General features: G+C 72.7%; 10 protein-coding genes, 1 tRNA gene and 1 pseudogene. 8 read left to right on the forward strand and 4 right to left on the reverse strand.

Translation table 11 applies throughout. The annotated features are described in order from the left end of the window. Window position 1: 1 nt before the first annotated feature. Complete coding sequence (locus tag ABZU46_RS01575; RefSeq protein WP_354854167.1) at window positions 2-565, forward strand: hypothetical protein; 564 nt, start codon at window positions 2-4, stop codon at window positions 563-565. Window positions 566-668: 103 nt separating this feature from the next. Beyond that, complete coding sequence (locus ABZU46_RS01580) at window positions 669-2,000, forward strand: NAD(P)/FAD-dependent oxidoreductase (protein ID WP_354854169.1); 1,332 nt, start codon at window positions 669-671, stop codon at window positions 1,998-2,000. A gap of 58 nt (window positions 2,001-2,058) precedes the next feature. Here the strand turns inward: ABZU46_RS01580 and ABZU46_RS01585 are convergent, their stop codons facing one another. Next, complete coding sequence (locus tag ABZU46_RS01585) at window positions 2,059-3,918, reverse strand: hypothetical protein (RefSeq protein WP_354854171.1); 1,860 nt, start codon at window positions 3,916-3,918, stop codon at window positions 2,059-2,061. Between the two features lie 101 nt (window positions 3,919-4,019). Between ABZU46_RS01585 and ABZU46_RS01590 the strand changes: the two genes are divergently transcribed. The 4 genes from ABZU46_RS01590 (at window position 4,020) to ABZU46_RS01605 (ending at window position 6,289) form a co-directional block, all read left to right on the forward strand. Further along, window positions 4,020-4,100, forward strand: a tRNA-Leu gene (locus tag ABZU46_RS01590). A 111-nt stretch (window positions 4,101-4,211) separates the two neighbouring features. Continuing rightward, window positions 4,212-5,027 carry a Bax inhibitor-1/YccA family protein gene (locus ABZU46_RS01595; RefSeq protein WP_354854173.1) on the forward strand — a complete coding sequence of 272 codons (816 nt, stop codon included), beginning with the start codon at window positions 4,212-4,214 and terminating at the stop codon, window positions 5,025-5,027. Between the two features lie 136 nt (window positions 5,028-5,163). Next, on the forward strand, window positions 5,164-5,922 hold the full coding sequence (locus tag ABZU46_RS01600; RefSeq protein ID WP_354854175.1) for a Bax inhibitor-1/YccA family protein: 759 nt from the start codon (window positions 5,164-5,166) through the stop codon (window positions 5,920-5,922). A gap of 46 nt (window positions 5,923-5,968) precedes the next feature. Next, on the forward strand, window positions 5,969-6,289 hold the full coding sequence (locus ABZU46_RS01605) for a hypothetical protein (RefSeq protein ID WP_354854177.1): 321 nt from the start codon (window positions 5,969-5,971) through the stop codon (window positions 6,287-6,289). 7 nt (window positions 6,290-6,296) lie between these two features. Here ABZU46_RS01605 and ABZU46_RS01610 read toward each other — a convergent pair whose 3' ends face one another. The 3 genes and pseudogenes from ABZU46_RS01610 to ABZU46_RS01620 all read right to left on the reverse strand — a co-directional run. Beyond that, window positions 6,297-7,559 carry an acetyl-CoA C-acetyltransferase gene (locus tag ABZU46_RS01610; RefSeq protein WP_354854179.1) on the reverse strand — a complete coding sequence of 421 codons (1,263 nt, stop codon included), beginning with the start codon at window positions 7,557-7,559 and terminating at the stop codon, window positions 6,297-6,299. A gap of 78 nt (window positions 7,560-7,637) precedes the next feature. After that, window positions 7,638-8,450 carry an SGNH/GDSL hydrolase family protein gene (locus ABZU46_RS01615; protein WP_354854308.1) on the reverse strand — a complete coding sequence of 271 codons (813 nt, stop codon included), beginning with the start codon at window positions 8,448-8,450 and terminating at the stop codon, window positions 7,638-7,640. Next, window positions 8,427-9,499 (reverse strand): annotated as a pseudogene (locus ABZU46_RS01620) (SGNH/GDSL hydrolase family protein); the annotation flags it as partial. The gene ABZU46_RS01615 and the pseudogene ABZU46_RS01620, both read right to left, overlap by 24 nt. Before the next feature lie 150 nt (window positions 9,500-9,649). On the opposite strand from ABZU46_RS01620, the gene ABZU46_RS01625 reads away from it, so the two are divergent. Together ABZU46_RS01625 and ABZU46_RS01630 are read left to right on the forward strand one after the other, a co-directional pair. Beyond that, on the forward strand, window positions 9,650-10,006 hold the full coding sequence (locus tag ABZU46_RS01625; RefSeq protein WP_354854181.1) for a YkvA family protein: 357 nt from the start codon (window positions 9,650-9,652) through the stop codon (window positions 10,004-10,006). A gap of 72 nt (window positions 10,007-10,078) precedes the next feature. Further along, window positions 10,079-11,449 carry a cystathionine beta-synthase gene (locus ABZU46_RS01630; protein ID WP_354854182.1) on the forward strand — a complete coding sequence of 457 codons (1,371 nt, stop codon included), beginning with the start codon at window positions 10,079-10,081 and terminating at the stop codon, window positions 11,447-11,449. Window positions 11,450-11,486 lie beyond the last annotated feature (37 nt).

Raw genomic sequence — 11,486 nt, forward strand, 5'->3', positions numbered from 1 at the left:
GATGATCGACGCGATCACCGGGCGGGTTCGGGCTGCTCAGGATGCTGTTGCACGGATCAGCGCCGTTCCGCTGATGGTCCGGGCCGCGATCTTCGTCACCGCGCTGGCCGGGCTGGCGCTGGCGTTTCCCGCCGAGGTGTTGACCGGCCGGCCGCTGCTGTTCCTGGCGGTGGCCGCGCTGCTGCCCGCGATGGGTCCGCGGCGGCTGTGGCCGACGTTCGTGGCGCTGGTCATGGTCGGTGGCTGGCTGCTCGCCACCGACGGATACGGCCGACCGGTGGCGTTGTGGCGCCTGCTCGCCGTCGCCGCGCTGCTGTACCTGGGGCACTCCCTGTGCGCGCTGGCGGCGCTGCTGCCGTACGACGCGGTGGTGGACCCGGAGCTGGTCACCCGGTGGTTGCTGCGGGTGGCGGCGGTGCTGTTGGGTACGGCCGTGCTGGGGGTGCTGCTGTTGCAGGCGGCGGGCCTGGGCGGGGAGGCCGGTCATCAGTGGGTCACCGTGCTGGGGCTGGTGGTGGCGGTGGGTCTCGTCGCGTTGCTGGGTTGGCTGCTGCGGCGTAGGTGAACCCCTGAGGCGACAGAGTTATGCAGGTCACAGGGGTTGTGTTCCGTCACAGATGGGGGGCGCGAGCGGGATTACCTGAGCCCGGCGGGGAAAGATAGATGACGTGAATCCGAAGCGGATCCTTGTGGTGGGTGCCGGGCACGTCGGTCTCTACGCGGCCCTGCGCCTGTCAAAGAAGCTCAGCTCCCGTGAGGCTGAGGTCATCGTCGTGGACCCCCAGCCCCACATGACCTACCAGCCGTTCCTGCCCGAGGCCGCGGCGGGGAACATCTCCCCCCGGCACTCCGTGGTGCCGCTGCGCCGGGAGCTGCGCCGGTGCAAGGTGGTGGCGGGAACGGTCACGCGGGTCGAGCACGACCGCAAGGTGGCCACCGTGCAGCCGATCGTCGGTCCGGCCCGGGAGATCGCGTACGACCACGTGATCGTCGCGCCGGGTTCGGTGTCCCGGACGCTGCCGATTCCGGGCCTGCACGAACAGGGCATCGGGTTCAAGACGATCGGTGAGGCGATCTACCTCCGTAATCACGTGCTGGACCGGCTGGACGTCGCGGCCGTGACCCCGGATGCGGAGGTGCGCCGCTCGGCGCTGACCTTCACGTTCGTCGGTGGCGGTTACGCGGGCATCGAGGCGCTCGCCGAGATGGAGGACATGGCCCGGGACGCCCTGCGCTACTACCCGGAGCTGAAGCCGGAGGACATGCGCTGGGTGCTCGTCGAGGCCACCCAGCGGGTGCTGCCCGAGGTCGACCGGGACATGGGCGCCTACACGGTGCAGCAGCTCATGAAGCGCAACATGGACATCCGGCTGGACACCCGCCTGGAGTCCTGCGTCGACGGGGTGGTCAAGCTCTCCGACGGGGACAGTTTCCGGTCCGACACGATCGTCTGGACGGCCGGCGTGAAGCCGTCGCCGATGCTTGACGCGACGGACTTCCCGCGTGACGAGCGCCGGCGGGTCACCTGCATTCCCACCCTCCAGGTGGTCGACGGTGACCGGGTCATCGAGGGCGCGTGGAGCGCGGGTGACTGCGCCGCCGTGCCGGACCTGACCAAGGAGCCGGGCAACTTCTGCTCGCCGAGCGCGCAGCACGCGGTGCGTCAGGCGGCGCGGATGGCCGACAACATCGTCGCGGTGATCCGCGGCCGCGAGCCGGTCAACTACAAGCACAAGCACGCCGGCAGCGTCGCCAGCCTCGGCCTGCACAAGGGCGTCGCCCAGGTGTACGGCATCAAGATGACCGGCTGGCCGGCCTGGTTCATGCACCGGACGTACCACATGAGCCGGATCCCCTCGTTCAACCGCAAGGTCCGGGTGGTGGTGGACTGGTCGCTGGCGTTCTTCCTCAAGCGTGAGGTCGTCGCCCTGGGCCAGCTGCACGACCCGCGCGAGGAGTTCGTCGAGGCATCCCAGCCGGTGGGCGCGCCGCGCGTCTGAGCAAACTGGACGAAAGGGCCCCTCCTGCTCAGGAGGGGCCCTTTCGCGATACTCGGCGTCAGACCCGCCAGATCCAGGCGTCGGCGATGCGGGTGGCCGGGCCGTACAACTGCTCCAGGGTCGCCCGCAGGCTGTCGGCGTGCGGCGCGTCGTCGGCCAGCGCCACGCAGGACGCGCCCCAGAAGTCGACGTCCCGGGCGGCCTGCCGGCGCTGCTCGTCGCCGATGGCCGGCTGGTCGCCGCGGCGGGCGACGTCGGCCAGCAAAGCCGAGGTGGGCTGCTTGAAGGTGCCCATGGCGGCGGTGCCACCGCGCCCGTACGGGCCGATGAAGAACCCCTCGGGCAGGCCGAACCCGGCGTCGGCGGCGGCTGCCCAGCGCATCGGCCACGGTTCCTTGGGGGTGGGCAGTGGCACCGGGACCAGCACCCCGCCCGGGCGGACGCACTGCCGCCAGTGCCCGCCGGTGATGAACTCCGGCACGGCGGGCCGCTCGGCGGTCGGCAGTGGGGTCGGGAAGATCGGCAGCAGGGCTGCGATGACGGCGAGCGGCACCAGCCGCCGCGCCCGGCCGGTGCCGCGCAGTGCCCGGTCGACGGCCACGACGAGCACCGTCGCCACAATCGGGAGCAGCGCCAGGCCGAACCGCATCGGCAGCGCGCCGTCCATCACCGGCAACCCGGCCAGCAGGGCGTACGGGCCGGGCAGCGCGGTGCGGGTGCCGCCGAGCACCACCTCCGGGCCGAGGGAGAGCGCGCCCATCACCAGCGCCGCCACCACGCAGGCGAGCACCAGCCGGCGCCGGCCGGCCCAGACCGCGCAGGCGGCGGTGACCAGCAGCAGCGGCCAGCCGAGGAAGGTGTTGTATTCGGCGGGGCCGGTGGTCAGCCGGGACGCCTCGTCGCTGCCGGCGACCGACAACGGGGAGACCGCCCACCAGCTGCTGAGGTCGGCCGAGAAGTAGGCCGGGCTGAACATCCCGTCGGCGACGCCCTGCGGCCCGGCGAACTGGAACCACAGTGGGTAGCCGAGCACCAGCAGCGCCAGGCCGGCGGCGATCGCCAGCCCGCCGGCGAATCCGGGCAGTGCGCGCCGGGCGAGGTCCCGGTCCGCGACGGTGTAGCTGATCGCCATCACCAGCAGTGTGACGGCGCAGAGGAAGAGGACCTCCTCGCCGATGAAGACCTGCGCGGTGACGGCTGCGGCCAGCCCGGCAGCGGAGCTGATCATCCGTCGTCGGTCCGGGCCGACCGATCGGGCGCGGCCCGTCGCGTCGGGTGTCGTGGGGCCGGGGTCGGACGCGCGGAGCAGCCGGAGCACCAGCCAGACGATCACCGGCACCAGCCACTGCGCCGTCATGTGCAGGTGGCTGTTGGACTGCGAGATCATGCCCGGACCGAACCCGCACAGCCCGCCGCCGAGCGCGGCGGCGAGGCGGTTGGCGCGCAGCGTCCGGTGGAACAGCAGGTACCAGGCGAGGGCGGTGCCGGCCAGGTTGGCGGCGGCGAGCAGCGCGAAGGTGGTGGGCGCGCCGAGCAGGAGGGTGATCGGCGCGCAGACGACGCCGAGCGCGATGACAGTGGTGTTGGCCATCAGGTTGACGCCGTCCGGGGCGTTGAGCCGGTCGGTGAGCAGGTGGAAGTCGCCGAGCAGCGCCCTCGCGTCGACCGCCAGGAACCATTCGTAGAGCGTCTGGTCCTCGGGGTTGAGCGCCAACGTCCGCCCACCCGGGTCGGGCCACAGGCCGTGGGTCAGCCAGCCGGCGAGCGCCACCCAGACCACCGCGATCAGCAGATCCGCCCGGTGGCGGCGGACGGCGGCCAGCAGCCGGACGGCCCGGGGTCGGCGGCTGACCTGATCGTCGAGACGGAAGACCTGGTCAGGGGCGGCGTCGGGGGCCGTTGGGGCTGCGCTGCTCACGGCATCGACCCTAATGTGGCCAGCCCGGCGGGGTACGCCGGGTCGCCGCGGACCGGCTACGGTGACACTGCACCGTGCGTGTCGGCGCGCGGGTGCCACCCGCCCGGGTGGTGGAACGGCAGACACGGCCGCCTTAAAAGCGGCTGCCGAAAGGCGTGCGGGTTCGACCCCCGCCCCGGGCACCCAGCCGCCACGGCGTCCGCGTTCCCATCGTGATCACCAGGAGTGGGCCGGGCAGTTTACTCTTGGGGTGCACGTTCACGTGCAAACGACCCCCTGAGGGAGGCCAGACAGTGAAGACCTCGAACCCGGTGCTCGCCCGGCTCGGCCAGGCGGCCGAGCGGGAGCGCTCCGCCGGGTACGCACCGGCCGGGCCGTACGGACAGCCCGGCATTCCGCAGCAGTACCCGTCCCAGGCCGGCTACCCGGCCGCACCGCCCGCCGTGGCACCGATGACCGTCGACGACGTGGTCGTCAAGACGGTCGCGCTGTTCGGCATCCTCGGCATCACCGCCGCGGCCGCCTGGGTGCTCGTGCCCGACGCGCTGGTCGGCACCGCCTGGATCGGCGCGGCGGTCGTCGGCCTGGTGCTCGGCCTGATCATCTCGTTCTCCCGGATGGCCAACCCGGCGCTCGTCATCGCGTACGCGGTCGTCGAAGGTGTCTTCGTCGGCATGGTCAGCAAGGCGTTCGAGTCCGCCTACGACGGCATCGTGCTCCAGGCCGCCGTGGCCAGCTTCGGCATCTTCTTCGTGATGACGATGATCTACAAGGCGAAGATCATCCGGGCCACCCCGGTCTTCGTCAAGGTCATGACTTCGGTGATCATCGGCCTCGCCGCGGTCATGCTGATCAACCTGGTGCTGGCGCTGTTCGGCATCAACACGGGTCTGCGTGACGGCAGCCCGCTCGCCATCGGCTTCAGCCTCGTCTGCATCGTGGTCGCGTCGCTGAGCTTCGTGCTCAGCTTCAAGGAGATCGAGGACGGCGTCCGGATGGGCCTGCCCCAGCGCTACTCCTGGGTGGCCGCGTTCGGCATCCTGGTCAGCCTGGTCTGGCTCTACATCGAGATCCTGCGCCTGCTGAGCTACTTCCAGGGCGACGACTGATCTCGTCCGTCCCGCTGACCGGCGCCCGCTCCCGCTCTCGCGGGGGCGGGCGCCGTCGTCCGCGCCGTTTCGCCGCCGCCGCCGGGCCGTCCGGGGCAGAGTGACTGCGAGGGGTACGCGGGCGAAGGAGGCGACGGTGCGCAGCAACAACCCGGTGCTCAACCGGCTGGACGAGACCGGCCGGTTGGAGTCCCGGGTGGTCAGCTCCCGCGACGTCGAGCCGATGACCGTCGACGACGTGGTGGTGCGTACCGTCGGATTGCTCCTGCTCACCGGCGCGGCCGCCGCGGTGTCCTGGGCGGTGGTGCCCGACGCGGTGTGGTTGGGGGCGGCCCTGGCCGGCAGCGCCCTGGCCTCGATCGTGCTGGTCCTGGTCATCTCGCTGCGGGGGATCACCAACCCGGTGCCGATCGTCGGCTATGCGGTGCTCCAGGGGCTGCTGCTGGGGGTCGCCAGCCGGACCTTCCAGCAGGTCTACCCCGGGATCGTGGTGCAGGCGGTGGCCGGCACCTTCGGCGTCTTCCTCGGCATGGCGGCGCTGTACCGGGCCCGGGTGATCCGCGCGACGCCCCGGCTGGCCCGCCTGGTGATCGGCACGCTGCTCGGTATCGCCGTGCTCAGCGTGGTCAACCTGGTGTCGTACCTGATCTCCGGACGGCCGGGGCTGGCGGTCTACAGCGTCAGCGGGGAGGTCGGCTGGTTGCCGTACGCCTTCTCGGTCGTGGCGATCATCGCCGGTGCGTTCAGCTTCATCCTCGACTTCGACCTCGTCGAGCGTTCGGTGCGCGACGGCCGACCCCGCCGGTACGCGTGGCTGAGCGCGTTCGGCCTGCTCACCGGCCTGGTCTTCCTCTACTGGCAGCTGCTACGGCTGCTCAGCTACCTGCGCCGCTGAGCGGCCCGGAATGTCGGGGTCGGCGCCGGCCGTAGACTCGGCGGCGATGAGCGCAGCGGAGTTGGAGCGGGCCGTGCAGTTGCTGGTCCGCCAGGTCGGGCACTGGGAGCAGCCGCGCTGGGCGGCGGCCGCGACCACCGGCAACGTGCCCCGCGCCGACCTGATGCACCGGTTGGTGCAGGAGATCGCCAATCTGGCCGCCGACGCCGAGGGACAGCCCCGCCGGACCGTGCCCCGGCTGGACAACGACCTGGCCCTACCCGACCAGTTGCGGGTGGTGACGGCCGACCTGCTGGCCGCCGGGGCCGACGCCGAGGCGCTGGCGCGGGCCGCCGCCGAGGTGACGGCGACCCGCGGCGCTCTCTGACGTCGGGTCAGCTCAGGCGTTCGAGCACCATGGCCATGCCCTGGCCGCCGCCGACGCACATGGTCTCCAGACCGATGGTCTTGTCGTGCCACTCCAGCGCGTTGAGCAGGGTGCCGGTGATCCGGGCGCCGGTCATGCCGAACGGGTGGCCGACCGCGATCGCGCCGCCCATGACGTTCAGCTTCTCCTCCGGGATGCCCAACTGCCGGTAGGAGGGGATCACCTGGGCGGCGAACGCCTCGTTGATCTCGACCAGGTCGACGTCGTCGATGGTCATGCCGGCCCGGCGCAGCGCCTGCCGGGACGCCTCGACCGGTCCGAGACCCATGATCTCCGGCGACAGCGCGGTCACGCCGGTGGAGACGATCCGGGCCAGCGGGGTCAGGCCCAGCTCCTCGGCCCGCTGGGCGCTCATCACGACGACGGCGGCGGCGCCGTCGTTGAGCGGGCAGCAGTTGCCCGCGGTGATCCGCCCGTCCGGACGGAACACCGGCTTCAGGCCGGCCACCGCATCCAGGGTGACGCCTGCGCGGGGGCCGTCGTCGGTGCTCACCACGGTGCCGTCCGGCGTGGTGACCGGGGTGATCTCCCGGGCCCAGAAGCCGTCGGCGATGGCCTTCTCGGCGAGGTTCTGACTGCGCACACCGAACTCGTCCATGTCGGCGCGGGTCACGTCGTACACCTGGGCGAGGTTCTCCGCGGTCTGCCCCATGGTCAGGTAGATGTCCGGCAGCTCACCGGCCTCGCGCGGGTCGGTCCAGACCTCGGCGCCGCCCTGCGCGCGGCGCTTCGAGCGCTCAGCGGCCGCCGCGAAGCGCGGGTTCTCCCAGCCGCCGCCGACGAGGGCCTGCGCCTCGGGAGGCAGCCCGTCGGAGCTGCCGCGGGCGTAGCGGGAGACCATTTCGACACCGGCGGAGACGAACACGTCGCCCTCGCCGGCGCGGATCGCGTGCAGCGCCATCCGGGTGGTCTGCAGCGAGGAGGCGCAGTAGCGGGTCAGCGTGGCGCCGGGAACGGTGTCCAGACCGAGCAGGGTGGCCACCACGCGGGCCATGTTGAAGCCCTGCTCACCGCCGGGCAGGCCGCACCCGAGGTAGATGTCGTCGATGGTGGTCGGGTCGAGTTCGGGGATCTTGTCCAGTGCGGCCTGGACGATGGTCGCGGCGAGGTCGTCGGAGCGGACATCGCGCAGGGACCCCTTGTGCGCCCGGCCGATGGGGGAGCGGGCGGTAGCGACGATGACGGCGTCGCGGGACGACTCAATCGGCATGGGCCAACGTTAACCCGCCGGTAACATGGCACGGAAGAAGCAGGCGCGGCGGGAAATGTCACCCCGGCCGGGCGTGCTCTAGCGCCGGGAGGCGACCGCCGCCGCGGCCGCGACGGCCGGCAGCAGGGCGTGCGCCCACACCCGGTAGCCGTCGGCGGACGGGTGGAAGCCGTCGTGGCAGAGCGTCCCCGCGTCGGCCCGGAAGACCGGCCCGGTCTCGGTGGCCAGGTCGACCACCGCACCGCCCGCCTCCAACACCGCGGTGGTCTGCGCGCGGGCCATCCGCCGCCCGGACCAGCCGACCAGCTGACGCAGCGGCGGCGCGATGGCGCGTACGGCGCCGAGGTCGGGGCAGGTGCCCACCACCACCTCGACGCGCGCCTCCCGCAGCCGGTGCACCGCCGCCCCGAGATAGGCGGACGCGTCGGCGGGCCGGCGCAGCCCGGTGGCGTCGTTCGCGCCGATCAGGATCAGCGCCACGTCGGGCCGCTCGCCGAGCAGGGCCCGGGCGACCTGGGTGGCCAGGTCCGTCGAGCGCGACCCGGAGACGCCGACGCTGGACAGGTGCACCCGGCGGCCGGTCGGGCCCTCGGCGAGCAGGTTGGCCAACTGTCCGCCAATGGTGTCGTCGAGGCGGTCGACGCCCACGCCCAACGCCGACGAGTCACCGAGCAGCACCAGCCGCAGCGGCGCGGCGTCGGCCCGGCCGATCGTCGCCCGCAACGCCAACCCCAGCTCCGGCTCGGCGTAGCGCCGGTGCCGGGCGACGAACGCCTCACCGGCCAGGACGGCGGCGCCGCCCACCGTGCCGGCGAGCAGCGACAGCGCCGCCGCCCGACCCAGGCGGCCGGGAAGACCGGCGGTCACGCCCCGCTCGCTGCGCTCGTTCATGCCAGTCCCTCCACTGTCGAGGTGTCCGTCGCGGAGCCGGACTGCGGCACCGTGTTGACACCGAAGAACGCCCGGCGACGCAGCTGCGCCCACCGGCCGGCCGGTCCTCGGTCGCGGCCCCGGACCTGGGTGCCGCTGACCTCGGTGCCGGCGTGCCGGGCCGCCTCCTGCGCGGCCTTTGGCAGCGACCGTACGCCCTCGCCCCGCGCCGGTGTGGCCCGTCGCTCCGGCCCGGAGCCGAGCGCCGAGAGCATCGTCGGCAGCAGAGCGGCGGCGGCCATCGCGTACCCCTCGGCGGAGGGGTGGAACCGGTCCCAGGCGAACATTCGGTGCGGTTCGGCGGCGAACCGTGGGCCGAGCAGGTCGCCGAGGGACACCGTCGAGCCGCCCGCCTCGACCACCGCCACCGTCTGGGCGGCGGCGAGCTGGCGACTCCACCGGTGCGCCAGCCAGCGCAGCGGTGGCTGGATCGGCCGGATCGCGCCGAGGTCGGGGCAGGTGCCGACGACCACCTCGCAACCGGCGTCGCGCAGCGCGTGGACCGCCTCGACCAGGTAGCGCACCGCCAGGCCGCGCGGCGTGCGGTTGGTGATGTCGTTGCCGCCGATCAGGATCACCGCGATGTCCGGCGCACACTCCAACGCCGCCTCCACCTGGTGCCGGAGCGCCGCGGAGATGGCGCCGACCACCGCGAAACGGCGCACCAGGACCGGCCTGTGCAGCCGCCGGGACAGGCCGGTGGCGAGCAGCGCCCCCGGTGTCTCCCGGCGGCGGTGGACCCCGTAGCCGGCCGCCGACGAGTCACCGAGCACGACCATGGTGAGCGGGGGGCCGGGGAACTTCGCGCCGTACATCCCGTCGCAGCGCGGCGGCGGGGCCTCGGCCATCGGGATGGTGCGCCGGGCCTGGCGGGCCTGGCCGAGCAGCACCCCGCCGGTCGCCATCGCGGCCGCCGCGGTGGCGCCCGTCCCGATAGCCGCCAGCCGGGCGATCCGCCAGGCCTGCCGCCAGCGCGGACCAACGGGTACGACAGAACCAGCGACCCCCATATGCCGACATTATCGCGCCGGCCCGACACGCCGCTGTCGTCGTCCCGGCTCGGGAGTGCCTGGAAACCGACGAGACGGGGTACCTGTCCGGTGGAGGCCGGCCGACTTGCGCCGACCCGCCACGCTGATCCGGCGGAGAGGAGCGCGACGATGGGGAAGACACTGAAGCGCAGCGCGGCGTTCACGGCCCTGGCGCGGGCACTGGCGGCGGGGGCGCGCGGCGGGCCCTCGCTGGGCAGCCGACTGGCGGCGCTGCCCCGGATGATCCGGGCCACGACCCGGGGGGAGTACGACGGTGGCCTCCGGCTGGCCCTGATGACGGCGGCCACGGCGTACATCGTCTCGCCCATCGACCTGCTGCCGGAGATCCCACTGGCGATCTTCGGGCTGGCCGACGACGCGGTGATGATCACCTGGCTGGCCGGCAGCGTGCTCGCCGAGACCGACCGTTTCCTCGAATGGGAGGCCCGACGCAGCTCGGTCATCCCCGGGGGGCTGGTGCCCTGACGGCACGTACGCTGGTCGGCGAGGATACGTCTGCCCGGCCGCCGTCGCCGGCGCCGCAACGAAGGGCACACCGTGCAGTACTACGACAACGTCGTCGACATGATCGGCAACACCCCGCTGGTCCGCCTGCGCAACGTCACCGAGGGCATCCAGGCCACCGTGCTCGCCAAGGTCGAGTACGTCAACCCGGGCGGCTCGGTGAAGGACCGGATCGCGCTGCGCATGGTCGAGGACGCCGAGGCGGCGGGCCTGCTGCGGCCCGGCGGCACGATCGTCGAGCCGACCAGCGGCAACACCGGCGTCGGGCTCGCCCTGGTGGCCCAGCTCAAGGGCTACAAGTGCGTCTTCGTCTGCCCCGACAAGGTCAGTCAGGACAAGCAGGACGTGCTGCGGGCGTACGGCGCCGAGGTGGTGGTCTGCCCGACCGCGGTCGCGCCGGAGGACCCGCGCTCGTATTACAACGTCTCCGACCGGCTGACCCGCGAGATTCCCGGCGCGTGGAAGCCCGACCAGTACAGCAACCCGGCGAACCCGCGCTCGCACTACGAGACGACCGGCCCGGAGCTGTGGAAGCAGACCGAGGGCCGGCTCACGCACTTCGTGGCGGGCGTCGGCACCGGCGGGACGATCTCCGGCATCGGGCAGTATCTGAAGGAGGCGTCCGAGGGGCGGGTGCGGGTCATCGGGGCCGACCCGGAGGGCTCGGTCTACTCCGGCGGCACCGGCCGGCCGTACCTGGTGGAGGGCGTCGGCGAGGACTTCTGGCCGGAGACGTACGACCGGGGTGTGGCCGACGAGATCGTCGAGGTCTCCGACAAGGCGTCCTTCGAGATGACCCGGCGGCTGGCCCGCGAGGAGGGCCTGCTGGTCGGGGGCTCCTGCGGGATGGCCGTGGTCGCCGCGTTGGAGGTGGCCCGCAAGGCCGGCCCGGACGACGTCGTGGTGGTGCTGCTGCCCGACGGCGGTCGCGGCTACCTCTCCAAGATCTTCAACGACTCGTGGATGGCCCGGTACGGCTTCCTGGACAACTCCGGCCACGAGCCGACGGTGGCCGACGCGCTGGCCAGCAAGCCGGGCGGCCTGCCCGAGCTGGTGCACGTGCACCCGACCGAGACGGTCCGGGACGCGATCGACTACATGCGCGAGTACGGCGTCTCGCAGCTGCCGGTGCTCAAGGCCGAGCCGCCGGTGGTGACCGGTGAGGTCGCCGGCTCGATCGCCGAGCGGGATCTGCTCGACGCGCTGTTCACCGGTCAGGCCCACCTGCACGACACCATCGAGCGGCACATGGGTAACCCGTTGCCGATGATCGGTGGCGGCCAGCCGGTGAGCGAGGCCGTCGGCCTGCTGGAGAAGTCCGACGCCGCGCTGGTCCTGGTCGACGGCAAGCCCAAGGGCGTCCTGACCCGCCAGGACCTCCTGGCTCACCTCGGCGCCCACTAGTTCTCGCCCCCGCCTGTCCGCATGCTCGCCTCCGGGG

The organism is Micromonospora sp. NPDC005197, from assembly GCF_040608295.1.
GTDB lineage: Bacteria > Actinomycetota > Actinomycetes > Mycobacteriales > Micromonosporaceae > Micromonospora.

Excerpts from the sequence above, each read along its gene's own strand:
- ABZU46_RS01575 (WP_354854167.1), top strand. The coding sequence starts at position 2 with ATGATCGACGCGATCACCGGGCGGGTTCGGGCTGCTCAGGATGCTGTT.
- ABZU46_RS01605 (WP_354854177.1), top strand. The coding sequence starts at position 5,969 with ATGAGCGCAGCGGAGTTGGAGCGGGCCGTGCAGTTGCTGGTCCGCCAG.
- ABZU46_RS01610 (WP_354854179.1), bottom strand. The coding sequence starts at position 7,559 with ATGCCGATTGAGTCGTCCCGCGACGCCGTCATCGTCGCTACCGCCCGC.
- ABZU46_RS01615 (WP_354854308.1), bottom strand. The coding sequence starts at position 8,450 with ATGAACGAGCGCAGCGAGCGGGGCGTGACCGCCGGTCTTCCCGGCCGC.
- ABZU46_RS01625 (WP_354854181.1), top strand. The coding sequence starts at position 9,650 with ATGGGGAAGACACTGAAGCGCAGCGCGGCGTTCACGGCCCTGGCGCGG.